Annotated in this window: 22 protein-coding genes and 9 pseudogenes; 17 read left to right on the top strand and 14 right to left on the bottom strand. The window is 58.7% G+C overall.

Annotated features, from left to right (window positions below):
- Window positions 1–2: 2 nt before the first annotated feature.
- A pseudogene (locus CKW40_RS38930) lies at window positions 3–656 on the top strand (DNA polymerase ligase N-terminal domain-containing protein); the annotation flags it as partial.
- A gap of 131 nt (window positions 657–787) precedes the next feature.
- Here the strand turns inward: CKW40_RS38930 and CKW40_RS38925 are convergent.
- The 6 genes and pseudogenes from CKW40_RS38925 to CKW40_RS38900 all read right to left on the bottom strand — a co-directional run bounded on the left by CKW40_RS38925 (window position 788) and on the right by CKW40_RS38900 (window position 3,770).
- The gene (locus CKW40_RS38925) at window positions 788–1,102 is read right to left on the bottom strand and encodes a hypothetical protein (RefSeq protein WP_095204945.1); all 315 of its coding nucleotides are present in this window, start codon (window positions 1,100–1,102) and stop codon (window positions 788–790) included.
- Window positions 1,103–1,144: 42 nt separating this feature from the next.
- Window positions 1,145–1,298 (bottom strand): annotated as a pseudogene (locus CKW40_RS45000) (short-chain dehydrogenase); the annotation flags it as partial.
- Window positions 1,253–1,774, bottom strand: coding sequence for a uracil-DNA glycosylase family protein (locus tag CKW40_RS45815; RefSeq protein ID WP_369333064.1), 522 nt, complete (start codon window positions 1,772–1,774; stop codon window positions 1,253–1,255). The pseudogene CKW40_RS45000 and the gene CKW40_RS45815, both read right to left, overlap by 46 nt.
- 26 nt (window positions 1,775–1,800) lie before the next feature.
- A pseudogene (locus CKW40_RS38910) lies at window positions 1,801–2,103 on the bottom strand (DNA-binding protein); the annotation flags it as partial.
- A pseudogene (locus CKW40_RS38905) lies at window positions 2,091–2,419 on the bottom strand (ArdC-like ssDNA-binding domain-containing protein); the annotation flags it as partial. The pseudogenes CKW40_RS38910 and CKW40_RS38905, both read right to left, overlap by 13 nt.
- An 841-nt stretch (window positions 2,420–3,260) precedes the next feature.
- On the bottom strand, window positions 3,261–3,770 hold the full coding sequence (locus tag CKW40_RS38900) for a pyridoxamine 5'-phosphate oxidase family protein (protein WP_095204944.1): 510 nt from the start codon (window positions 3,768–3,770) through the stop codon (window positions 3,261–3,263).
- A gap of 130 nt (window positions 3,771–3,900) precedes the next feature.
- On the opposite strand from CKW40_RS38900, the gene CKW40_RS38895 reads away from it, so the two are divergent.
- The 3 genes from CKW40_RS38895 (at window position 3,901) to CKW40_RS44190 (ending at window position 5,318) form a co-directional block, all read left to right on the top strand.
- Entirely contained in the window at window positions 3,901–4,101 is a 201-nt protein-coding gene (locus CKW40_RS38895; RefSeq protein ID WP_095204943.1) for a hypothetical protein, read from the top strand.
- A 599-nt stretch (window positions 4,102–4,700) separates the two neighbouring features.
- Window positions 4,701–4,946 carry a polymerase gene (locus CKW40_RS44195; RefSeq protein ID WP_179298276.1) on the top strand — a complete coding sequence of 82 codons (246 nt, stop codon included), beginning with the start codon at window positions 4,701–4,703 and terminating at the stop codon, window positions 4,944–4,946.
- A gap of 33 nt (window positions 4,947–4,979) precedes the next feature.
- Window positions 4,980–5,318, top strand: a complete 339-nt coding sequence (locus tag CKW40_RS44190; RefSeq protein ID WP_179298275.1) for a hypothetical protein — start codon at window positions 4,980–4,982, stop codon at window positions 5,316–5,318.
- Window positions 5,319–5,359: 41 nt separating this feature from the next.
- On the opposite strand, the gene CKW40_RS38885 is transcribed toward CKW40_RS44190, so the two are convergent.
- A complete protein-coding gene (locus tag CKW40_RS38885; RefSeq protein ID WP_095204941.1) occupies window positions 5,360–5,545 on the bottom strand; it encodes a hypothetical protein in 186 nt (61 codons plus the stop codon).
- A gap of 370 nt (window positions 5,546–5,915) precedes the next feature.
- On the opposite strand from CKW40_RS38885, the pseudogene CKW40_RS46105 reads away from it, so the two are divergent.
- Together CKW40_RS46105 and CKW40_RS38875 are read left to right on the top strand one after the other, a co-directional pair.
- Window positions 5,916–6,141, top strand: a pseudogene (locus tag CKW40_RS46105) (hypothetical protein); the annotation flags it as partial.
- A 228-nt stretch (window positions 6,142–6,369) separates the two neighbouring features.
- Window positions 6,370–6,564 (top strand): hypothetical protein, encoded by a 195-nt coding sequence (locus tag CKW40_RS38875; RefSeq protein WP_095204953.1) that lies wholly within the window; start codon window positions 6,370–6,372, stop codon window positions 6,562–6,564.
- A 1,382-nt stretch (window positions 6,565–7,946) separates the two neighbouring features.
- On the opposite strand, the pseudogene CKW40_RS46100 reads toward CKW40_RS38875, so the two are convergent.
- A pseudogene (locus CKW40_RS46100) lies at window positions 7,947–8,135 on the bottom strand (hypothetical protein).
- A 161-nt stretch (window positions 8,136–8,296) separates the two neighbouring features.
- Between CKW40_RS46100 and CKW40_RS38860 the strand changes: the two are divergent.
- Window positions 8,297–9,103, top strand: coding sequence for a ParB N-terminal domain-containing protein (locus tag CKW40_RS38860; protein WP_143748478.1), 807 nt, complete (start codon window positions 8,297–8,299; stop codon window positions 9,101–9,103).
- Here the strand turns inward: CKW40_RS38860 and CKW40_RS38855 are convergent.
- The 3 genes from CKW40_RS38855 to CKW40_RS38840 form a co-directional block, all read right to left on the bottom strand.
- Entirely contained in the window at window positions 9,100–9,699 is a 600-nt protein-coding gene (locus CKW40_RS38855) for a cupin domain-containing protein (protein ID WP_095204939.1), read from the bottom strand. The genes CKW40_RS38860 and CKW40_RS38855 overlap by 4 nt on opposite strands.
- Before the next feature lie 1,103 nt (window positions 9,700–10,802).
- A complete protein-coding gene (locus CKW40_RS38845; RefSeq protein ID WP_342202969.1) occupies window positions 10,803–11,072 on the bottom strand; it encodes a low affinity iron permease family protein in 270 nt (89 codons plus the stop codon).
- A gap of 338 nt (window positions 11,073–11,410) precedes the next feature.
- Window positions 11,411–12,280: an NmrA/HSCARG family protein gene (locus tag CKW40_RS38840; RefSeq protein ID WP_095204937.1), complete on the bottom strand. Its 870-nt coding sequence runs from the start codon at window positions 12,278–12,280 to the stop codon at window positions 11,411–11,413.
- A gap of 103 nt (window positions 12,281–12,383) precedes the next feature.
- On the opposite strand from CKW40_RS38840, the gene CKW40_RS38835 reads away from it, so the two are divergent.
- The 3 genes and pseudogenes from CKW40_RS38835 (at window position 12,384) to CKW40_RS45810 (ending at window position 14,997) form a co-directional block, all read left to right on the top strand.
- Window positions 12,384–13,277 (top strand): LysR family transcriptional regulator, encoded by an 894-nt coding sequence (locus CKW40_RS38835; RefSeq protein ID WP_095204936.1) that lies wholly within the window; start codon window positions 12,384–12,386, stop codon window positions 13,275–13,277.
- A 183-nt stretch (window positions 13,278–13,460) separates the two neighbouring features.
- Entirely contained in the window at window positions 13,461–14,006 is a 546-nt protein-coding gene (locus CKW40_RS44990; RefSeq protein WP_244571475.1) for a hypothetical protein, read from the top strand.
- Window positions 13,931–14,997 (top strand): annotated as a pseudogene (locus tag CKW40_RS45810) (alpha,alpha-trehalose-phosphate synthase (UDP-forming)). Before CKW40_RS44990 ends, CKW40_RS45810 begins: the two are co-directional and overlap by 76 nt.
- A 428-nt stretch (window positions 14,998–15,425) precedes the next feature.
- Here CKW40_RS45810 and CKW40_RS38825 read toward each other — a convergent pair.
- The 3 genes from CKW40_RS38825 to CKW40_RS38815 form a co-directional block, all read right to left on the bottom strand.
- Window positions 15,426–15,725 carry a DUF982 domain-containing protein gene (locus tag CKW40_RS38825; RefSeq protein WP_095204935.1) on the bottom strand — a complete coding sequence of 100 codons (300 nt, stop codon included), beginning with the start codon at window positions 15,723–15,725 and terminating at the stop codon, window positions 15,426–15,428.
- A gap of 134 nt (window positions 15,726–15,859) precedes the next feature.
- Complete coding sequence (locus CKW40_RS38820; RefSeq protein ID WP_095204934.1) at window positions 15,860–16,366, bottom strand: Hsp20/alpha crystallin family protein; 507 nt, start codon at window positions 16,364–16,366, stop codon at window positions 15,860–15,862.
- 83 nt (window positions 16,367–16,449) lie between these two features.
- Window positions 16,450–16,851: an Hsp20 family protein gene (locus CKW40_RS38815; protein ID WP_244571473.1), complete on the bottom strand. Its 402-nt coding sequence runs from the start codon at window positions 16,849–16,851 to the stop codon at window positions 16,450–16,452.
- A 47-nt stretch (window positions 16,852–16,898) separates the two neighbouring features.
- Here CKW40_RS38815 and CKW40_RS38810 point away from each other — a divergent pair.
- The 7 genes and pseudogenes from CKW40_RS38810 to CKW40_RS38780 form a co-directional block, all read left to right on the top strand.
- Window positions 16,899–17,267, top strand: a pseudogene (locus tag CKW40_RS38810) (ATP-binding protein); the annotation flags it as partial.
- 495 nt (window positions 17,268–17,762) lie between these two features.
- A complete protein-coding gene (locus tag CKW40_RS38805; protein WP_095204932.1) occupies window positions 17,763–18,287 on the top strand; it encodes a hypothetical protein in 525 nt (174 codons plus the stop codon).
- A gap of 14 nt (window positions 18,288–18,301) precedes the next feature.
- Window positions 18,302–18,715, top strand: coding sequence for a phage holin family protein (locus tag CKW40_RS38800; RefSeq protein WP_095204931.1), 414 nt, complete (start codon window positions 18,302–18,304; stop codon window positions 18,713–18,715).
- Window positions 18,696–19,361 carry a hypothetical protein gene (locus CKW40_RS38795; RefSeq protein ID WP_095204930.1) on the top strand — a complete coding sequence of 222 codons (666 nt, stop codon included), beginning with the start codon at window positions 18,696–18,698 and terminating at the stop codon, window positions 19,359–19,361. Before CKW40_RS38800 ends, CKW40_RS38795 begins: the two co-directional genes overlap by 20 nt.
- Window positions 19,362–20,025: 664 nt before the next feature.
- The gene (locus CKW40_RS44975) at window positions 20,026–20,442 is read left to right on the top strand and encodes a class I SAM-dependent methyltransferase (protein ID WP_244571472.1); all 417 of its coding nucleotides are present in this window, start codon (window positions 20,026–20,028) and stop codon (window positions 20,440–20,442) included.
- Window positions 20,443–20,899: 457 nt separating this feature from the next.
- A pseudogene (locus tag CKW40_RS38785) lies at window positions 20,900–21,070 on the top strand (tyrosine-type recombinase/integrase); the annotation flags it as partial.
- Between the two features lie 184 nt (window positions 21,071–21,254).
- Window positions 21,255–21,446 carry a CsbD family protein gene (locus CKW40_RS38780; protein WP_095204952.1) on the top strand — a complete coding sequence of 64 codons (192 nt, stop codon included), beginning with the start codon at window positions 21,255–21,257 and terminating at the stop codon, window positions 21,444–21,446.
- Window positions 21,447–21,636 lie beyond the last annotated feature (190 nt).

Genomic DNA, 21,636 nt, shown 5'->3' with positions numbered 1-21,636 from the left:
CGATGGCCAGTCTCGAACAGTATCGTTCCAAACGCGACTTCAAGAAAACCGCCGAGCCGGCCGGCAAGGCCGCGCGCGGCAAGAAGGGCAAGGCGGGCGGCATCTTCGTCATCCACGAACATGCGGCGACCCGGCTGCATTACGACCTTCGCCTCGAACATGACGGTGTGCTGTGGAGTTGGGCGGTGACGCGCGGCCCCAGCCTCGACCCGCATGAGAAGCGGCTCGCGATACACGTCGAGGATCATCCGATCGACTATGCGCCGTTCGAGGGCACCATTCCCAAGGGCGAGTATGGCGGCGGCTCGCTCATCGTCTGGGACGAGGGCACCTGGGTTCCCGAGATCGATCCGGCCAAGGCGATGAAGAAAGGCCATATCGACTTCGAGCTCAAGGGGCACAAGCTGCACGGCCTCTGGCATCTGGTGCGGCTGAAGCCTCGCGCAGGCGAGAAGCGCGACAACTGGCTGTTGATAAAGTCCGACGATGCGGCGGCCCGCCCCGGCGAGGATATTCTGAAAGAGGCGCCGGAATCGGTTAAATCCGGCCTGACGGTGGAGGAGTCGGCAAGGGCAAGAAGCCGAAAAGTTCGGCATTCCAACAAGCCGACCACAGGCAAGGCAAAGGTCCCGGCGGCAGGGCAACTCGAATTCATCGCGCGAGCAAGCAGAAGCAGCACTCGCCGGTGAGATGAGCGTCGCACAGGCGCAGACAACTTTTTCGGCACCATGCAGCCATGCCGGTCCGATATCGGTGGTCGTCCGCTCACGCGAACTTCTCCACTTTCTCATTGCTTCGGGGGCTGGGCTGGCAATTCGCCGGGCTTGATGATCGGCGTCTTGCCTTCGTCGGGCGGCGGCGACGTCATGCCCTGGTCGCCAGTGGCGGGCGGCTTGAGGACGCCGCCGCAATCGTCAAGCGTTTTACTCAGAGATTTGTGGCCAGACTGCTGTTGGCCGTTATTTCCGGTCTGGACCTGGCATTTGTCGACCTGCCCGGATGGCTGACCTGGGTCCTGCTGACTCTGCTGTTCGGTTTGAGCGTCCGCGGGCTCCGCCGCCGCAAGCATCAAGCTAATTGGCAAGATGATTAGAAATCTCATCCCGGCCTCCTCTTCATCGGACCGTCCTCTTCGCCCCCTTCCTCAATAGCCGCCGACGATCGGCAAGATCTCACCCGCGATATGGCTCGAGCACTGCGGCGAGGCTAAAAGACATAGGCCGGCACGATTTCCTCCGGCTGGGCTGCCGTTTCATCGGCGTGTCGGCACCGAATTTGGAAACGTCGTCGGCCTCCTGTAGATAAGCCACGGAGCGACCAGTGGTTCCTTTTCAAGATCGGCTCGCTCGGCCGTTATGTTATTCCTCTTCAGAGGCAACTTTGGAGCCCGGCATCGCCGATCAGCATCACTCAGAGATGTTTGACGCGGCCATTTCCCAACCGCGGCTGAGATCGCTGACGAAACGCAGCCGTTCACGGGCTCGGTCATCGGGGCTGCGTATGCGCAAGAGATATGACGGATGGATCGTGGCAAGCAGCGCAGGTCGTTCTCCAGCCGTGAAACTATGCCCCTCAGGGAAGAGATCGGCACCGGTCGGCCAAACAGGCTTCTTACTGCCGAAGCACCCATGGCGACCAATGCCGCCGGCGCCACCGGTTTCGGTTCCTGATCGAGCCACCATTTACAGCGCTGGATCTCGCCGACATTCGGCCGCAGGTGAAGCCGTCGCTTGCCGCGAGGTTCGAATTTAAAATGTTTTACCGCATTGGTCAGGAAGACGCCCGATCGTGGGATACCCGCCTCAGCTTCTCGGTGACCAGCCGTTCAAGCAGCGAGACGTCCTGCAACCACCCGCCATCGTCCGACTGGAAAAGATCGCGCAGCACTTCGCCGCCCGCCGCCTCATAGCGCTCCAGACCGACGAACACGGCCCGCTTGTCTGAGGCGCGGACCGTATTCTCAGTCAGCATGCGGCGGATCTGGTACGGCTCTTTCGACCAATTGGTCTTGATCGCCTCCCAGACCTGCTCCTGTCGGTCATGGTCCTTGCCGACGGAAAATGCTTCAAGCTGAGCGATCTTCATCCCGTCCTCGGCGTATAGACGACCGTTGTCCCGTGCTCGCCTCTGCGGACGTTCCCGCCGAGCGCGAAAGCCTGTCGATAGGTTGTCCAACTCTGTGTTGAGAACCCGCGTTCAACGACGGCGCCCCAGAGGATAAGCACGTTGATCCCGCTGTACGCGCGATGCGTGCTGGCATTCTGCGGCAGGGAAAGCGCGGCTTTTGCCGCGGACGTCCCCCATGGCTGAACCCAGGAAAACGACCCGCTTCCAGCTCGGCAATTATCTTGCCGGTGATCTCGTCGTAGAGGTTCGACCGGTCGGCGACGGCATGGGTTCGATTGGTCCGAACAGACATCGTGGTTCTCCGCGACGGGCGCCGAAGGCCTCTCCTCTCGCTTACAACCCGTCGCGGAAAACCCGGCCCCTCCTCTGACTCTCCGTCGGGAGAGCCCTGCTCTCCCGACCAATGTGAAAAAGGGCGTACAAGGCGGAAGCACCGAAATGTCCGTCAGCGGGAATAAGTCAGTTCGGTGCTGGAGCACGTTCGTGGCCCTGAGACCGGTTCAACAGGGCGGCCGAAGGAGCATCAGCATGGCGCCGCCGTGAGGCGGGATGCGGGACCGACCGCCCCCGGCGAAGGGCGCCATATGAAACTATGCAGAGCAGGAAGCGATCCGCCGCGCATGACGCATGGTCGATCCGGGCCACAGCTCACCCTCACCGGCCAATATGTACTTGGCATGGCCCCGTGCCTGCTCGACTCAGGCGTCGGAGCCTCCGCCCGGTAAATGACCGCCCTGCATAAGTTTCCGGCTTTCGGGATTTCCTTCCCTGAAGACCATCAGCTTCAATCGGCTGCTTAGCGATGGAGGAATGGCGCCATGACTGGCCCCGGGAAAGGTGCAACAAAGCGGACGATCCGCCGCAAGGGGCTGCGCGCGTCCCCCGATAATGACAGTCCGCAGGGGTGGATCTTGCCGCGCGCGCTGCTGGTCTTAGAGATGGACACTTCCAATCGCGCATTTGGTCGCCGCTAAGAAGTTGGAGAAGTGCGCAACTGGCGGGACCTCCATAAGCCGCCAAATCGCCGAACGGGAGAGCTTTCATGACGGTGCTTCTTGCCCGATCTGCTTGTATATTTCGTCGCGGCGTTTGTGTTCCGGGGCTCCAGCAAGAGCTGACAACCGGCAGAACAATCACAGGTCGACTTTGGCGTTGTCGCCCACGTCTGGCTTCGAGCCGGTGACGGCCGCGAACATCATTTTTGCCGTAGCAACGACCAATCCGGGGCTGTCCCACAACTCGCCTTCGTCGGGTTTGACTGTAATCAGTCGAATCTCGGGGTCGTCAGCGTTGTCCCACCAAGCCGCGTCGGTTTTCTCCCAGAGGTCGGCAATCTTCTTCCTGTCATTGGTTACCGCAGCGGAACCGGAGATGGTGGCGTACTTGTAGTGCCTGCTGTCACTCCAGGCCAATGTCACTTTTGGATAGGTCGAAAGCTGCTTGTTCTTCGCGCTGTGATCATTGACGAGGAAATAGATGGCGTTTTCTTCTCGGGAGACGCGGGCGGAGAGCGGACGGGCACGATTGTATTGGCCGTCCCAAGTGACAAACATACAGATGTCGATTTCCTCGGCGAGTTTCCAGATGCGGTCCACCGCCTCGGCGGGTGTCAGTTCTGCCTGTTGCTCTCGACGCTTGACCATAGCCTGTCCTCCAAGGTGAATGTGCGGCCTTAGAACTTGCGTAGCGCCGCGACGTTCCATGCTCGTTTTCACGGCGGTGAGTTTTCCCTCGGACTGATTAGGGATAGGATCGCGCCGGGAGGCCTGATCGATGCAGAGGTTCACCGTCGAGTTGGTGCGCGACGGCAAAGCGGTGAAACGCGCCGCAATACTGGCTGAGAACGTTGTCGAGGCTGCGAAGATATGGGGACCAGTGACAATCCCGCCCGGCGATGAGCCTGACATGGGCGAATGGATCAGGGTAACGCATCGCGATGACAGCACGACAGCCTGGTTTGAGCTGGATCGTTAAGACGGCGCGATAGATCGGTGGAGGACCACCTGTCTTCGCAAAAATCGCTGCCTCAGCTAGCAATCGCTCGGGCATGATGCGCGCCGGAAAATCCCTTGAGGAACAAACGATTGGTTCTATGCAGGGTGCGCGATCAACCATAGCAGCAGGATGAGAGCCGCTGCGAACGCAAACAGCATGTAGCCTGTCAGGAGCAGAAGGACGGGGAAAAAGTCGCTGTGATAGGCAGCAACGATAACGCGGATTAGGATTGGGAATTTCATTGTCCAATAAGCCGTGTTGGTCGTCGACAACCTTTGGGATTCCATCTTGCGTTGTGGCCTCTGCCCGCTCAGACTTCGCGGCCGCCTCCGCCTTCTCGGCCTTTAGAATCCTACTTGCGCTATGGATGGCCGCCACGCGATCATCGGATGGATGGTCCCGTGCGACCGATTTGGCGAAGAGTTCGGCTCCGCTTGTGCCCATGGACAAATAAGCATCTTACGGCACTTGACGTTCCCTCATGGGACCTTGGTCCAATCAGTGTGCGACTGAAGTCTGCGACCAGGAACCATGCCGCTGTCTGAAAGTTCAGCGGCGGGCAAACGGTCGAGTCATCAGTGCCGGAGAGCGGTGTGCAAATTGGAGAGATTATCGCTAATGCCTTCGCCACTATTCTGCTAATAGGTCTTCTGGCAATAATGTTCTTAATTTCCGGAAAACAATTCGGGTCTCAGCCGATGGCGCGAATGGTGATTATCTTGCCGGTGGATCCGCTGAAAACAGCCGCGTTTGAGAAGAAATACTTAGATTTGCCAACTAATTTTGACGTAGGACTTGTCCAGCCTCGACCCGCTGGTCGCTGACGTGCAATGCTTGGTAGACGTGAAAGCAGAAAGATGAAGCTCGAACGCCTGGCGGCGTCGATACCAAAGCACGAGTTTGAATTTCTGATGAAGCTTGGCCAAATGACGCGAGTGGAAACGTTGGCCCTGATCGAAAAGCATGACGGACACCGCACCGCAATTTATGTCGATCTCGCCAGTATCGCCGCCCGCCGATTCCCTGGCTTGGTGCCGGTCTCCAAGCGCCACCAAAAACAGGTACCTTTCACGGTCGCGCCTCATGAGCGGCGCTTCAATGCGCTGTCGCACATTGAGATTCGACAGCACCCCGGTCATGTGGCGCTTAAAGTGATAGAAGCCCTGCGGAGAGAGGTTCGTCCGCGTGGTCGATGAACTAACCCGATAGCGGGCGGCCTTGTAGGGCGAACAGACGCTCATGGAGGCTCGACGTCACCCGGCCGGTTCAGTTCAGCCACCAAAATCTCAGTCACTTTTTTGAGCCGCTGTTCCCTTAACCGGGCGGTCTTTGCCTCCCTGGCTTGCCGCTCTGCATCAAGTACGAGCCTGCTTTCTCGATCTGCTCTCTCTATCCTTTCGCGATCAACCTTACGACGTTCCATCCGCAGCCTCCTTTGACCTGACGGGCCAAAAAGGGCTGACTTTTAAAATTGTTCCCGACGAAATTTTCCGCTTCTTACATCATTTGTTATTGAGCGCTGCCGCGCCGGGCGTTGAGCCCTGAAGGACTGTTTCGGCGCTGACTCACTGATTACCAGATCATCGGATTCGGCATCCATCTTCGCCCGCAGCAGGCTGACATGGTCGGAGATCCATCGGTCCCTACCGGCTGACGGCGTCAGCAGAGATCGGACACAATTATGCGCCGCGCTACAAAACCGGCGGCGCCGCGGCAAAATAGACGGATCGAAAATCACGTTGGCTCTGTTTCGAGCATCGCGAACACGGCGACAGGCATTTGGCGGCGGCGAGATGATTAGTCGACCAAGAGAAGAGGACGAATATCCCGACCGCGTCATCGACTGCCAGGAGGCGCGGAGCCCGGCCTCCAAGTCATCGTCGACTGTATGCTGGAAGCCGGCTGGTCGCGCGGCGAATGCGGCTGATCGCGGCCGACAACATGACCCGGAAAGAGAGCGCCAGGACGCAAACACAGCTTGCCATCGCTCGGGCCATGATACGCGCAGGGGAAGCAGTTTTAGGGCGATGGGGGCTTGGGACGACAAGCCGGGCATTACAAATTGGTAAAAATCGTACATTCTATTGAAAGGAGACAACGGGAGACTAGGATTTACTCGTCGCCCGCCTTCCTCAAACGGGCGGCGAAGGCCCGGCTAGTTCCCCTGCGCCAACTTGAAGGCTAGCCGGGCCATTGGCGACGATCATTGTAAGATGGATGTTCCCATTGCTTTCTAAGGAGCTTGCGATGGATAGCGTGACGCCTGACGGCAAGGTCGTCAATCCTTGCGTTGAAGTGATGGAAGCCTGCGGAGAGTGGTTCGTCCGTGTGGTTTATGGCGACGAAGAACTAACCCGATCATTTGAATTGGAGTCGTTCGCACTAGCCTTCGCAGAGGGTCAACGAATACGTCTCGGGCTTGCTGATTTCGATCGGCTGTAGCCAACCTTTGAGGGAATGGCCGGTGCGGGTGGGGCATCGGGGGTTTTCGGGCACCCGCACCGTTTGCGGTGGGGCTCGGAGTCCTCCCCGCCTAATTGTTTTATCCCTCTACAAGCCAGCTCGCAATTAAACCTGTTGGCCTACGCCGCAGGCGGCTGCCGATGTAGGTTGTCTCCCTCTTCTCGACCATGCCTACCCCTTAACGAAAATGGAAGCCCGCGCTCTCTCGGCCAGAGGTGAGCGGGCCGATCAAGGCTGGTCACCCGATCCACGGCGGGGGAACTCGCCCCGCCGCACCGATCAACGGAGCGATGATGATCTAACATTGTCCGCGTCGGCCGCTGTGGGCTTTTAAAGATTTGCGTGAAATCAAAGCCGGCGGAGGCGACAGAGCGCATCGTTTTGCAATGTGGCAGACCATACTTAGTGCGCCCTTGTTTCGGAGCCTGGAACTGGCCGTTCTGGACGAGGACGGAATGCACTCCCTGGTATTCCCGTGCAGGCGCGCCGTCGACGGGTAGAAAGACGTGACAACTGGCTACTTAGTGGATGTGAAGCCTACCCACTGGCGACTTTGGGGTGAACAGGACGAGGAAGCCGAGTGCGATCCTTCCGCGTTCACACCATAGCTACCCAAATCCATTCTGCTATTGATCCTGGGCGATCCGGCTCTAACTCGAGCGTATCGAGTTTAGATCATAATATAAAACAGTAGGATTAAAGTCTTGCGCCAGGCAAACTAAAGTCCGGTATTACCGTTTTGGTTCTTGTCTTGTGCATTGGACGTTTCGCTACATTAGCCAATTGCAATATGTCCTTCATTCGTAGGGTTTGTTCTGGCTAGCGGGCCGCTACAGCTGCCTTTGCTGGTAGCCGGCATGTTTCCGAGCACCGGCGAGGCCCGGTTCCTTCGTGCGGCGCGCCCGAAGGATGCCGGGCCGTTTGGCTGCAACGGGGTAGCGCGGAACCATAACCACCCGGTCCCGTTGGCTCACCGGAGGATACCGATATGGTTGACGGTGTAGACAGGCCGCCAGAAACAGTGGGCGGCGTGGTCGTGCGTCGCCTAGTACAAGCCACCGGGATCACCGATGCTCAGGCTCGCGAGCTCGTCGCCTTGCTTGGAGCGCAACAACTGGGCCTCACTTGTGCGTGAAGCTAGGATACTGAACTCGCCTAAAGCCTTTTGAGGTCAGAAGGAAGGCCCGGCCAGCCTTCGGGTTGACACAGGATGGATGACCGGCCAGGCCCACGCCGGCCGTTCTGATCAAGCCGGGCGACGGGGGAAATCTTACACCTCTGTCATCGGCTCTCAACAAAAATGAATGTACGATTTTTACGGAGTTGTGATTGCCTGACGTTGGGAATGGCCTTTCAAATCGCTAGGCAGAACCGCCACCCAACCAGCGAATGAGCTCGACTTCCTGCCCTGTCACTTTCCCGGATGGCTTCAACAACGCTTCATGCAGGACACGCGTTGTGTGGCGATATGGGCGGCTTCACGATGCTCTTGTGCAGGGCTTCCGCAGCCATCAGGAAAGCTATCGTTTGGAAGGTTTGGTTGTAGCCATTGGCGTTCTCCCGCAAGCTTATGCGGTTCGCCGTAACGGGAGGATTGTATTCGCAATTATATACGTGACAACGGAATGCCGGCCCAAAGAAAATTTGGCGGCTCTCTTTACGTGATCGGCCGGGGTTCGTATCGTCTCTCCACTTATGGGGGGACAGAAAAATGCCAGACGTTTCATTGCGGATCGAGCATCTTGTGCTCGATACCGATAATCCTCGAATTACACATGCAGCCGGGCAGCAAGAAGCGCTGCAAAAGGTAGTTAGAGACCAAAAAACAAAATTGGTCCGATTGGCCGAAAGCATTGTCGAGCATGGCCTTAGTCCCATCGAAAAGATGATGGTCCTTGAGGTGACCGAAAAGCCGAAGCGCTATATTGCGTTAGAAGGAAATCGCAGAGTCGCAGCGCTCAAGCTCCTAGCGAACCCCGCCGTAATGACTGGGCTGGTCATTCCTGCGGCTATGCAGAAGGCAATAGAGCGCCTTGCTTCTGTCTTTGATAAAAGCAAGGTCGAGCCGTTCATTGCCCATGAAACAGCTTCACGGGAAGAAGGCCGCTACTGGATTCAACTTCGCCACAACGGCGAAGATGAAGGGCGCGGCGTGGTGGCATGGAAGCCTATCGTTGCGGCCAGATACCGCGACAAAGAGCCAGCCATTCAGGCACTTGACATGGTTCTAGAGCACATTTCCAATGGGGCGACGCCGATGCCCACCCCTCAATTGCGGGCTTTGCACCTTCTCTACATTGGGCGGATGATGGGCCGAGTACATCATCCGCGAAGATTTTTTCAGCACATCACCAGCCAGTTCGAGGAAATTGTCCGCACGAAGGGATTCAATGGCGCCCCCCGCGAATCTGGTGAACGCCAACATCATCGCGCGAGAAGCCAGGCTTGCGCAGACGTGCTTGCCGGCTGCGGTCGCCCGCTGCCATTCAAGACGTGTTCTCCTGGTCCGAGACCTTAGCGCTTCCAACTCGCCATCAGGGAACCCTTGCTTCCATATAAGGGGTCTTTACGAGGACGAACAACGGTTGGGATCGTCGCGACCGCATCATCGTGCTCATCCTTGGTAGTACATTCGTCGTACGTGCCGAACCGAGGATATGCGCCTACAACCAAAAAATCATCGGATGAAGACAGACATTGGTGCCCGGTCCCTGCTGGGAGAATCGCCACGTCGCCGGCTTTCACCTTCAACGTCCGCCCCTTCTTGCCGCCAAACCGAACCTTGGCCGTCCCGCGCGCCACCCCCAGGACCTCGTGTATTCGCGAATGGTAGTGGACGTAGTCATAGATGCCATTTCGCCAGCTATCGCCCCAACCGTTTGTTTTGAAAATCACCTCCATGACGGCCGCCGGATCAAGCCCCTCCGGCAGCTTCACCGCACCGCGATAAATAACAAGCGGCCAGGATGGATGATTGGGCACCAGCCCGTCGTCATCAAACCGGAACTCATTCGATTTTCGCTGCCTCACGAAGGCGGCGACTTCTTCTTTGCCCGGTGTTGCGAAACCGGTGATGGTCTCGATCGCTTTTCTGGTGGTTTGTAGAATGCTCATCGATGCGGTCTCCGCCGGATAGATGCAAACACGTTTCAGTTTTAACATGCCTACAGGTCCGCCGGTTCCTCCCGCTTTGGCAGGCCGAGCTCCAGTTGCCATCCAATGGAAGGGCTGAATCTGGTGGATTTCCCGACAAAGAATGACAAAGAATGATGACGTTGAAGACCTTTTTGCGGCCGGCATGCCCAGCTCAGACGTCCCGCACCGCTTAACGCCCGATGACCTGACCAATAATCTCGTCGCTGGCCTTCGGTCCGCCAAATCTCTCTACCGGACTTCCGCGCATTGTACGTTTTCAACCAACGAGTTGCCTGCCGTTCGGGGTGTTGTAGATTTGGCAGGCGGCAACCCCTCAAGAAGCCGTGGTGGCCGACGTGGGACTGAGGCAAGCTTCACCGGCATTCCCCTCCCCGCGTCGGTCATTCGGGCCAATTGGGCTCAATTCACCGGCAGTTCAATCTCAGCTGCCAGCCTTCGGATTGCGGCGGCAAACTCCGCGGTGGCCTTGCTTTACGCGCTGGACGACAAGCCTCGCTGAAACCTTTGCCTTGGATGTAGAAGAGCGTCACGGCGATGGTTGCATCGAGGCGGTTACCCCCGGCCCCTCGCGCTGTACAGACGCAACGAAACGCTGCTCGTTGACGTCGTGCTGGGTTGATCCCTAGCCACTCCAGACCCTGCCCGCTGCCGATCGGTGGCGGGCCTTTTTGAGGTGCGGGGCGGAACCTGATTTTTCACAACCAGTTACATATGGCGGCAGCGTCCCCTCGCGCTGCTGGCCATGGGCGGGAAGCCTTGGCCGGGCCCGCATCGCCATGCCAGTGGTGCGGGCCTACAAAGCCTAAAGGGCAACCCATCGGTAGCGCCGGATGGCTGAAGATTTCCCGCCACACTTAGGGCATTTGCCGGCAATCCAGTTCGTTGGCGGAGGTCGCCAGATTTCGGCATGGCAAACGCGGCCCCGTGATTTAGATAGCGCGATTTTCTCGCCAGGGCATCGAGCGGCTGCCACCCAAGATAGGCGTCGTCCGCCGTCATGGGGCCGTGCCGGCCCTCGACGATTATTAACCGCCGGTGATCGTGATTGAGCAAAGGCGCCTTTACATGCCAATCTTCGCTTGGTCCCGCTGGCGCGCAATTTCCTCTGGTTCCTTCTTGTCGATCTGTGTCAGTTCGTCTCTGGCCGCGCTGTTGGCACGCAACAGTTCGTTCAATTTTGACTGTATGGCCTGGGTGTCCCGATGTTCTGCTCTTTTTATGAAAAGGGTCATCGCCCAAGTGGCCAATGTCGCGGCGCCGTGCCAATCAAAGCTGCTGCGTTCGAAAATAATCCACAGCACGGCGTAGACACCAGGATCAGAAATGCCCATGGCCTCGCGGTCAGCGTACCGGCTTGCGTGATGATGCTGGAGGCATTCATTTCCCGATTCCAATCATGTTTTTTTCAACCAGTTTGGGGAAAGTTTGTTCCGTCGTCGTCCTTGGCGAACTTCCCAGGCCCATGCGTTGAGATAGAAGTGGGTCCCTGATGCCTGCCAGGGCCTGGTCTGGCCGATCAGGGCGGTCAAACGCAACGAGCGTTTGACCGTGCGCGCGTTGCTGGATCGATCCGGCTAACGCGTCGACGCGAGGTTCGGCTTCGGATTTGTCGCCGCATCGTCCATTGAAAAGATCCGTGGGATGATCCTTTCGACTCCCTTTTCTCCTATCAGGCGGCTCCTGAGATTGCCGAAGCGAAGTCGCGATACTGGCGCAGTGGGCGGCCCAGGAGCGCGGTCAGGCGTTCGATGTCCCCGGCCTCGGGCAGCATCCCTTCGGAGAAGAAGCGCTCGCCCATCAGGCGCATGTCGTAGGCCATCCAGGCGGGCAGGACCTGCTTGAGATTTTGCTCAAAGCCTTCTGCATTGTCGCCGCCGTAGGTGACTGGGCGGGCGAGCACGTCGGACCAGATGGCAGCGATATCCGTCCCAGTCAGTGTCTGCGGACCGACGAGGTTGATCCGGTCGAGCGCAAGCGGCTCTGCGGACTGTTCGCGGCGCAGCAGTTCTAGGGCGGCGATCTCGGCGATATCACGGACGTCGATCATGGCGAGACCCTTGGCGCCGATCGGCATTGGGTAGGTGCCGTAGCCGGTGATGACGTCTTCGATCATCAGATCGTTCTGGATGAAGTAGGCCGGGCGCAAGATCGTAGCCTTGAAGTCCATCTGCTCGATCATTCGCTCGACGCCGAACTTGCCCGCGAAATGCGGCACGTTCACATAGACGTCAGCGTGGATCACCGACAGATAGACGATGCGCTCGATGCCGGCCGATCGGGCGACGTTCAGCGCAATCAACGCTTGGGTGAATTCGTCCGGTACCACGGCGTTCAAGAGGAACAGGGTGGAAACGCCTGACATGGCTTTACGCAGCGAATCGACATCGAGAAAGTCGCCTTGCACGACGGATACGCTTGCCGGGAAGCTGGCTTTCGACGGATCGCGGACGAGAGCACGGACATCAGCGTCGTGCCTGACGAGGTGTTCGACGACTTGGCGGCCAATATTGCCTGTGGCGCCGGTAACGAGAATGGTCATGAAATTTCTCCTGTTGGGTTGCTTGACACCTCCAATATGTGTGGCTCACTGAGAGCCTAATAGACGGAAACTTTAGACGCACCGTCTCACTGGTGGAACACCGATGGATCTTCTTGCGCTCGCCGATTTCAATCTCGTTGCCCGCCATGGTGGCTTCGGCAAAGCGGCAAGGGCCACCGGCCGGCCCAAGGCAACGCTGTCCCGGCGCGTTGGAGAGTTGGAAAGCAGTTTTGATCTGCGCCTGTTTGAACGGGGTGCGCGTAACCTGAAGCTCACCGAAGAAGGACGAGCGCTCTTCGAGCGGACGGGGGCGTTGCTTGCCGAACTGGACGAGACGGCTTCGGCGATTGCCTCGGGCGCTCAGAGACCCAAGGGGAGATTAAGGATCAGCGCACCTTTACATTTTTCGCAGACAGCAATGGGGAGGATCGCCGCGGGATTTGCCCTTAAGTATCCGGAGGTGAAGCTTGAAGTGACGACTGAGGACCGGCCTGTCGACATGATCGAGGAAGGCTACGATCTGGTAATCCGGGTCAACCCAGATCCCGACGAAAGCCTGGTCGGACGGGCGTTTCTCCGCGACCGTCTGGTTGTTGTGGCGAGCCCCGACCTTCCTCGCACGACCGGTGAGCGTGCCGCTCCTGGCGTTGCGCGCGGGGCAGGCGAACTGCAAACATGGCACGTGAAGACACCCGGTGGCCGGTCAACGATTACAATCGAGCCGGTCCTCGTTTTGTCAACGCTCATCATGGTCCGGGATGCCGTGCGAGCCGGCGTCGGTGCAGGACGTCTTCCCATTTCGTTGGTGAGCCACGACTTGGCTGACGGGACACTGGTGAATTGGGGGGATATTGACGGTCCCGAAATCTCGATTTGGACGCTCTACCCATCGCGGCGGCTGCTCAGCGCGCGAGTGTCGGCGTTCTTGGACTTTCTAAAACAGGCTTTCCCAAATGGGACGCCGGACGAACTGGCCGCCTACATTGGCAGGGGATGACTAGGGTCTTTTCGCGCGCCCGACGATTTAGCCAACGAAACCCTGAAAGCCGGTGAGCGCTCCTGGCCTTGGCGTCTCGCTATCCGCAGCCAGGGCTGGCCGCAATTCAAGGGCAGGCTGAGGTCTGCGTTAGGGTGCGGCGCATCCATGGAAGGGACGGAACGAATTGCGTGGAACAATCGCATGGGCGGACCGTTCTCAGGCGATCTTCAGGCTCAGGATTTTCTCGTGTTGCAGCCACCGAACGAAACCCATAACGAGGCTTCGCAGACGGTTTGCGATTTAGCCGAGCGTGAGGCCGCGTTGGGCGATCGACAGACCACCAATGATAGCAGATCGCGACGTCTGGTTGTCGTCTCGAATCGGCTCGGCAACGTACGCGATCTGGCACAAGCCGGCGGGCTTGCAGTGGGCATCCTCGACGCCTTGGCCGAGCGTGGAGGGCTGTGGCTAGGGGCAAGCGAAGGGCACCATGATTCAGCCGCGAGCGACGAACCGCTCATCCACCTCGAACGCGTCGGCAAGATCGAGACGGCCGCACTGACGCTGCCGCAGCAGGAGTATTCGCTCTACTACAACGGCTATGCCAACAGTACGCTTTGTGGCCGCTTTTCCACTATCGGCTCGACCTCGTACAGCACCGCAGCGAGTTTCTGCACGCGTACAGGCAGATCAATGCGCGCTTTGCCCAGGCGCTCGCGCGCTTGCTGTCAGGCAATGATGACCTGATCTGGGTTCACGACTATCATCTTATCCCCCTGGCTGCGGCGTTGCGGCGGCTCGGATTGGAAAATCGGATCGGTTTTTTCCTCCATATACCGTTCCCGCCGCCGGACCTGTTTGTCGCCACGCCTGACCATGGAGAACTTATCGGTGATCTGCTCCAATACGACCTGCTGGGTTTCCAGACCGCGTCGGACGTAACGAATTTTCGGCGCTCCGTTCGGGCGACAGGTTCGACCACCTTCGACATAGGCGGCGTAGCCCAAAGCAATGGCCGGACCGTCCTGTCGAGAAGCTTTCCGATAGCATCGATGTCGACGCCTTCGCACGCATGGCAAACGAGGCGGCAGAGGATGTCCAGATCGATTCCATGCGCCGCCAGATTCTTGGTCTCAAGCAGATCATCGGCGTCGACCGGCTGGATTACTCCAAAGGACTGCCCGGCCGCATGCAGGCCTTTGCGCGCCTTCTCGAAAAGCACCCCCAACACGAGCGGGCGGCAACCTATCTGCAGATAGCGTCGCCCACGCGAGAAGAGGTTGGAGCGTATGCCGAAATACGCGCACAACTCGAGGCAACCGCTGGCTCGGTGAACGGAAAATACGCGGATCTCACCTGGACGCCGATCCGCTACATCCACCGCACCGTTCCGCGCTCGCGCCTGGCCGGTCTGTTGCGCGCCAGTCAGGTCGGGCTTGTCATGCCCCTGCGTGATGGAATGAACCTCGTCGCAAAAGAATACATAGCCGCCCAGGATCCAGCCGATCCCGGGGTCCTCGTGTTGTCGCGTTTTGCCGGCGCGGCTGAAGAGCTCGCGCAATCCTTGATCGTGAACCCCTATGCGGTCGACGAGGTTGCTGACGCGATAGCAAAAGCGCTGGCCATGCCGCTCGAGCAAAGAATTGCAAGACACGGTGCCCTGATGGAACGCATCCGGCGCAATGACGCGGCACAATGGCGGAAGTCATTTCTCGAGGCGCTCGCGAACAGGAGCTAGACCGGCCTGGCAGGGACCGACCGGATATCCTCATCGTGCACCGGTTTCAGTCTCTCTGGTGAGATTTTCTTCAGCGGCATGAAACGAGCGCCATTCTGCGACGTTGCCGCTGCAGGTGAAGATATACGGGAATAGCGCCATGAAGCTATCGCTGTTGCAATTTCATGAACTTGCAGCGCCACGCGGAGAGGGGTTGCATCCGTTTTTCTTGCAGCCCCGGTTGACCAATCCCCCGGACCTTGTCGCGCTGCCGATTGTTGAGGTTGGCGAGGAACGGACCCCACGCCCAGTGCTCCAACTGGTCAGCCCTCGGTCGGCAGACAACTGACGGCCTGGTTGGTCTTCATACGGGTCAAGCCGGCAAGCGGGAGTACGCCGTCCTGCGGCTGGACCAAGCCGACAACTTGCGCGAGTGCACAAGCGGGCAGTCAGGACTCGCGCGGAGCAACGGACTTCCTTTCATCGGCTCCGGCCGATGCGGAACGATCAGATTGTGCCAGCACCCCTGCCATTGTGGCAAAGCTGACAAATGCTTGCCGCGCCTCTTCGGCTGGCATTTGCCCGGCAATTGCGGAATTGCAGCTTCTCAAGGCGCCGGCATATAGCCGGTCCCGACGGGCTTTCGGCCATTGGTTCAGGAATACGAGCGCCTCCCGAACCGAGTTGATGTCGTGTATCACGTCACTGGTCTTAACCGGCACTGGAGCAAGGAAAGCCAGACTGGCCATTTGTTACTCCTTCCGATTGGGTTGAAGCGAATCTCATGATGCGGCTTTCTGGGTTTTGAGGGTTATCGACGTTATTTTTCCATGCTGGCGATCCGCGGGGGCCGGGCTCGACGAGCACCGGCCCACCCGCGACCTCATTTATTGCCAATGATAGCGATGCGCTTGGCGCTCACTTGGGCCTTGTGGGTCTTCGGCAATATCACGGTGAGCACACCATTCTTGAAGGTGGCCGCCACCTTGTCCTCTTGCACCTCACGACCGAGACCGAACCGCCGCTCAAAGCGCCCATAATAGCGTTCGCTGAACTGGCGATCCTTGTCTTCGGTCTCGGCTTTCTTCTCGCCGCGAAGTGTCAGAACACCATCATCGAGCGTGACCTCGACGTCGTTTTCATCGAGACCAGGCATGTCGGCCGTGACCCGGATTTCCTGATCGGTTTCCGAGAACTCCACGCTTGGCCAAGTGCCGCTGCGAGGGGCCAAACGGCTGAGCACCGACGGCGTGTCAAAATCATGAAACATCTCATCGAATAGCCGGTTGACATTGCGGTGCAGCGACAGGAACGGATCCACATCACCGCGATAGACGCTCGGGGCGTGGCTCCCGCCGCGGCTCCAAGGTATCAAGTCACGTACGCTCATTTGTCCTTCTCCTTTCGTCCTTCGAGGCGCCGGCCATTAACCACCGGACGAAACGGGTCTGGGCGCCGGCCAGCCGCCGAATATCAGGCCGCCGCGTTCTCAATGCGCTTGGACGCCGCCTTCTTGTCGGTCTCGACATTGATCTCGATACGGCGCGGCTTCATCTCTTCAGGGATTTCTTTCTTGAGGTCGATGACCAGCAAACCGTTTTCGAGCTTGGCCCCGACAATGGTTACGTGATCGGCCAGTTCGAATCGGCGCGCGAACGACCTCAGCGCCAAGCCATGGTGGAGGTACTGGACCTCGTCGTTCTCTGTCGTGGCGCCCTCGATCACGAGCATATTTGGCTGATGCGTGATCGTAAGCTCGTCTTCCGCAAAACCGGCGACGGCCAGGACAATGCGGTAGGTGTCTTCGCCGAGCTTGGCGATATCGTAAGGCGGCCAGTTATCCGTGGTCTGCGGAGGGCTGGCATTTTCGAGCATGTTGAAAATGCGGTCAAAGCCGATGCTCGACCGATAGAAGGGGGAAAAGTCATGCGGTCGAAGGCATACGCCTCGACATGAAGGTGGATACTTATCCCGTGTCGATCAACGTTGCGATGCCGACTGGGCTGGTTGTGAACGAACTGCTGACCAATGCGCTCAAACACGGCTTCAAGGGGCGAGAAGGCGGCACGATACTGCTTCACAGCGTGGTCGATGGCGATGGATGCCGCATCACTATCGCCGATGACGGAATTGGTTTGCCGCAGGGCGAGACATGGCCAAAGCCCGGCAAGCTCGGCGCTCTCATCGCGCGCTCCTTGAGCGAGAACGCCAAAGCGCAATTCGAAGTCAAATCCAGCGCCAACGAAGGGACGAGGGTCACCATCGTTTTCAAACGGGCGGCGGCGACCTGACGACCCCTCCAAAGATTGCGCTCGCGCCAGCCGCCATCAGGGCCAGGCCGACCCTAGTGCCTAAGTCCCGGCGGGACACTGTCCTTGACCTGCCAGACGCTACGAGCGATTTCGCACTCAGCGCAAACCGTGCGGAACCGGCCAATCGGCGACATCATCACTTCTTGATCCCCGAGGTGCGGATCCAGTCGATCGCATGTCTCGATAGCTAGCTGTTGGCACGGTCGAGATCGCGATGGCAAGCCAGCGTCGCGCGCTTCTACAACTGGCCGTCAACTAGCGTTCGTGGACGCGTTCCGACGTACAGCCTAGCGCACGCCACGCTGATGCAGGTCAAGGATGAGCGATGCGACTGGCCGAAAAGGGCAGATGAGAGTCGGGCGATCGCGTCCAGCCGCAGCGGTGATCGGGTCAGCAGCGAATGCTTTATTCGTCGGGGGCAGGAACCGCTTGAGGGTAGCGAAGTTCAATTCCTAGGAACAGGAGTGAAATATCATGGACACGCCAACTACAGACGACTTTACAGGACCAGGTATTGCCAACGAGAATGGCTGGCGAGGCAACGAGGGCGCTGAACGTGCCGAGACCAGCAAAGAAGCTCTGGGCAAGCTCAAGACAAGTGCGGCGGAGACCGCGTCGCATCTGAAGAATGCCGCCGCCTCAGTGTCGAGCGATGCAAAGGATTATGCCGGGTCTGTCGCCGCTGATGCCGCGGGCGCCTTCAAGGACGCAGTCGAATCCAACAAGACGGCGGGCGCCGACGCTATCGCCAATATCGCCCATTCCGTGAAGGACGCGGCGGACGGCATCGAAAAGCAATCGCCTCAGGTCGCAAGCATGGTGCGCAGTGCCGCCGAAGGTGTCGAGCGTATCTCGAGCGATATCAGGGACCGCAACGTTGGCGAGTTGCTCGATTCCGTCACGAAATTCGCGCAGCGCCAGCCCGCCGCCTTTTTCGGCGTCGGCATCCTCGCCGGCGTGGTTCTGACGCGGATCATGCGAAGCTCCGATCGGTCCTGAGAAGGATCATTCGCATGGGTGATGGAATGGATCGTCGGCCCTTCGGGAGCGTGCTCGGCCAAGCGCTAAGCCAATTTGGCTCGTTGATGCGCCTCGATCTGCGTCTGCTCGAGGCGGAAATGCGAGCCAAGTCCACGACGCTCGTGTCATCAGGCGCGTGTGGGATGGCCGCCGCTATGTTTTTTGCGCTGGCGGCGTTCGCCCTGGTTCAGTGTCTCATCCTTGCGATGATCTTTTTAGGGATTGGCCCGCTGCTCGCCTGTCTGGTTGTCGCCCTGGTTTTGATCGGGGCAGGCTTGGTGTCCCTTTATCTAGCAAAGCGCGCGCTGACCGGATGGACCATCACTCCCGTCGAGACGGTCAATCAGGTGCGGACTGACCTCGCGGCTTTGAAGCAGGGAATACGCTATGGCTCAACCCAGCAATGAAATCAGGGATATCCTGGTGCAGAGCCGAGCCGAGCGGCAAGCTCTGTTTGGCCCGGTGAGCGAGGTGAGCCGCCGGCTGCAACCCAGACATGTGGCGGACGTTTCCACCCACTACGCCAGACAGAAAGTCGCCGCGGTGCTCGGGGGGATCTCGGCTTCCGTCAAGGAGAATGGCGGAATAGCGGCCGCCGTGGCATTGGGCGCAGTCGCCGTTTTTGATGCTGGACGAAGGAGTGCTGACGGCAATGCCCCTACTGGGCGCGTCGAAGCAACCCCGGCGACATTGACGAGCGGCGGAGATGCCCATGCAGGGCAAAACGGTTATCATGCTGGCACCCGTCGCGCCGTTACAAATCTCGATCGGGCCAAGATGATCGCCGGCTCGGCGGCAGGAGTGTTGGTTGGCCATGTCATTGGCCGGGCCTTTCAGCCAACGGCCAAAGAGCGCGCACTGTTCGGCGAGGCTGCCGGCGAAGCTCGGGAGGCCGCGGCTAAATTCGTCCGTGAGCACAAGCGCGGTGCAAAGATTGCAGCTGCTGAGGCCTTCGGCTTCGCGCGATACGGCGCCGCCTTCGTGGCGGTCCTGGCGGCGGCCAGCGACTATTTCGTCAGCAACGAAGAGATTCGCGCGCCCTCCGAGAAGTAATCATCAGGCGCACTTCTTGCGTTCCGCAAACTCGATGCCGAGCCGGAACGCCTGGCCGTCTGCGTAGGAGCGGGCGTAACTTTCAGCCTCGAATGGGAATGTCAGCGTGTTGCCGTAGGCCGTTACGCGGACGGTCCATTTCTTCTCGCGAATGATTTCGACGGCATGGGTCGGGCGATCCCATCATATCCTCCACGATCACCAGGTGAGGATACGAAGATGGCGTCGCAAAATTCGTTTGAACGCAAACAATTCGACACCGCCGTATCGCTGTGGCTGAAAAAGCTGGCCCCTATCCCTGGGGTCTGACTGCGGCAAACCTGTAGGACAGCTAATTGGACCGAAGGCAGCCGGTTGGTTTTTATGCGTCGTTGCGAACAATGGAGGGACCGGCATTGCAGGTTAGCGGGGCAGCGACGAACTGACAGCAAGGTGGGACGAACTCAGTGTATGCTGACGGATCGTCGCTACCGGGCTAAGGCAACCACGAAGCTTTTGAAGCGGCCACTATGCGAAAGGGCGGCCTGAATTGCCCCCGTATCCCGCCATAGTCGGAATTCTGCCCCGTCTATAACTTTTTGTAAGGTTTGCGTCATGCGAACGCATGAGGATCAATCAGGACGAGAGAATTGTATTATCAAGCCCCAGAATGGAGGCTGTTTTGATGGGCGGTTCTGATGGTGATTTGTTGGCCGGCCGGTCATTCGAGGAGAGCGCTTATAGCGATTACCGATCGAGCCATCAGACCCCAGGCTACGGCACAGATTACACCAAAACCTTCCGTTCCGGCTACTATGCTGCCTTGTGGTCGGGGATCGAACGCCCGCTGGTCGAAAGCATTCTCAGGCCTCTTGGCGGGCCGGATCGCAGCTGCCTCGACTTCGCGTGCGGCACGGGGCGCGTCACAACTGTTGCAGGCCCATTGTTCGGTGAGGTCGTTGGCGTCGACGTCTCTCAATCCATGCTTGCTTGCGCGCGGGTTCCGGGCAACGTCAAACTGGTGAGAGCCGATCTGACGGTTGCCCCCCTTTCCCAGAAGATTCGATGTGGTTACAGCTTTTCGATTCTTCTTGAACGCTGAAGACACTCTTAGGCGGGACGCACTGTCGGCCATTCATGAGCATTTGAACGACGGTGGGTTGCTGATTTCGAACGTCCACATGAACGCAACCTCTCCTATGGGGTTGGTCTGCCGCTGTCTCAACCGATTTCAGGGGCGCGTGGTTCGCAGTACGTTGAGCATCCACGCATATCGCCAGATGCTCGCGTCCAGCGGGTTTGTCGTCGAACGCGTCATCGGCTATGGGTTTTTGCCGCGACCCGGGTGGCTGCTGTCAGGGCTATGTGAAACGTTGATCGAGCCTGTCGAGACGATATGCAGGCGAGTTGGTGTCCCAGCTCGATTTGCCCAGAATTTCCTAGTGGTAGCCAGAAAGCGATAGTGAAGCAGGCCAAGAAGATCATCGAAATCGACTGACGGAACCTTAGACCGCTCGCGAGCTTAATGCTCGATGGCCGCGCGGGGCTCTCCACGGACTCACATGAGCACAAGGCAGTATGCCCGCCTCGTTGACGAATGGGTCGAGGCGATCGGGCTTCGACCCCAGGAATACGGCACCCATTCCCTGGGTCGCACCAAGGCGTCGATTATCTACAAAGCGTCGGTAAATCTGCGAGCCATCCAGATTTTGCTCGGTCATACGAAGATCTAGAACATGGTCCGCTATCTGGAGTCGATCTTCCTGCTACGCGATTTTAGAACAGGGGCTCCGTTCACGGTCCATAGCACGCGTACCCTCGCTTGACGGGCGGGCTTTCGGGAAAGTGGAACCAATTATCAATGAGCAGCTTCTCTCTCGGAGTGCACGTGTGAATCGGACAAAGGAGCTGAACATGGGAAGCACATCGGACAAGATTAAAGGTAACGCCAACGAAGTTGCCGGCAAGGCGCGCCAGGCCATCGGCAAGGCCGTGGACAACCACGAGGAACAGGCGAAGGGCAAGCTCCAGGAAACCAAGGGCAAGGCGCAGGTCGCCAAGGGCCAGGTTAAAGACGCGGTGAAGAACCTCGTCGACAAAGCCTGATCCTTCAATATGTACCTTGCAGCAGGCCCGCGGCGACGCGGGCTTTTCCTTTGGAGAAACGCAGGATCTGTCGCAAATCGTGATTTCGGTCACCACGCGACGCTTTCGCGTCAATGATCAGGCGGCAATGATCGCGAACTGCTCGGCAATTGAGGGGCATGGATTGTACGCAAACCTTGCCTGCCGTTTG

The organism is Mesorhizobium carmichaelinearum, from assembly GCF_900199455.1.
In the GTDB taxonomy this organism is placed as follows: Bacteria; Pseudomonadota; Alphaproteobacteria; order Rhizobiales; family Rhizobiaceae; genus Mesorhizobium; species Mesorhizobium carmichaelinearum.
This window is presented reverse-complemented; position numbering and strand designations above follow the sequence as displayed.

Coding starts and splice junctions, on each gene's coding strand:
- CKW40_RS38925 (WP_095204945.1), bottom strand. CDS start 1,102: ATGAGATTTCTAATCATCTTGCCAATTAGCTTGATGCTTGCGGCGGCG.
- CKW40_RS38900 (WP_095204944.1), bottom strand. CDS start 3,770: ATGGTCAAGCGTCGAGAGCAACAGGCAGAACTGACACCCGCCGAGGCG.
- CKW40_RS38895 (WP_095204943.1), top strand. CDS start 3,901: ATGCAGAGGTTCACCGTCGAGTTGGTGCGCGACGGCAAAGCGGTGAAA.
- CKW40_RS44190 (WP_179298275.1), top strand. CDS start 4,980: ATGAAGCTCGAACGCCTGGCGGCGTCGATACCAAAGCACGAGTTTGAA.
- CKW40_RS38885 (WP_095204941.1), bottom strand. CDS start 5,545: ATGGAACGTCGTAAGGTTGATCGCGAAAGGATAGAGAGAGCAGATCGA.
- CKW40_RS38875 (WP_095204953.1), top strand. CDS start 6,370: ATGGATAGCGTGACGCCTGACGGCAAGGTCGTCAATCCTTGCGTTGAA.
- CKW40_RS38860 (WP_143748478.1), top strand. CDS start 8,297: ATGCCAGACGTTTCATTGCGGATCGAGCATCTTGTGCTCGATACCGAT.
- CKW40_RS38855 (WP_095204939.1), bottom strand. CDS start 9,699: ATGAGCATTCTACAAACCACCAGAAAAGCGATCGAGACCATCACCGGT.
- CKW40_RS38845 (WP_342202969.1), bottom strand. CDS start 11,072: ATGGGCATTTCTGATCCTGGTGTCTACGCCGTGCTGTGGATTATTTTC.
- CKW40_RS38840 (WP_095204937.1), bottom strand. CDS start 12,280: ATGACCATTCTCGTTACCGGCGCCACAGGCAATATTGGCCGCCAAGTC.
- CKW40_RS38835 (WP_095204936.1), top strand. CDS start 12,384: ATGGATCTTCTTGCGCTCGCCGATTTCAATCTCGTTGCCCGCCATGGT.
- CKW40_RS44990 (WP_244571475.1), top strand. CDS start 13,461: ATGGGCGGACCGTTCTCAGGCGATCTTCAGGCTCAGGATTTTCTCGTG.
- CKW40_RS38825 (WP_095204935.1), bottom strand. CDS start 15,725: ATGGCCAGTCTGGCTTTCCTTGCTCCAGTGCCGGTTAAGACCAGTGAC.
- CKW40_RS38820 (WP_095204934.1), bottom strand. CDS start 16,366: ATGAGCGTACGTGACTTGATACCTTGGAGCCGCGGCGGGAGCCACGCC.
- CKW40_RS38815 (WP_244571473.1), bottom strand. CDS start 16,851: ATGCTCGAAAATGCCAGCCCTCCGCAGACCACGGATAACTGGCCGCCT.
- CKW40_RS38805 (WP_095204932.1), top strand. CDS start 17,763: ATGGACACGCCAACTACAGACGACTTTACAGGACCAGGTATTGCCAAC.
- CKW40_RS38800 (WP_095204931.1), top strand. CDS start 18,302: ATGGGTGATGGAATGGATCGTCGGCCCTTCGGGAGCGTGCTCGGCCAA.
- CKW40_RS38795 (WP_095204930.1), top strand. CDS start 18,696: ATGGCTCAACCCAGCAATGAAATCAGGGATATCCTGGTGCAGAGCCGA.
- CKW40_RS44975 (WP_244571472.1), top strand. CDS start 20,026: ATGGGCGGTTCTGATGGTGATTTGTTGGCCGGCCGGTCATTCGAGGAG.
- CKW40_RS38780 (WP_095204952.1), top strand. CDS start 21,255: ATGGGAAGCACATCGGACAAGATTAAAGGTAACGCCAACGAAGTTGCC.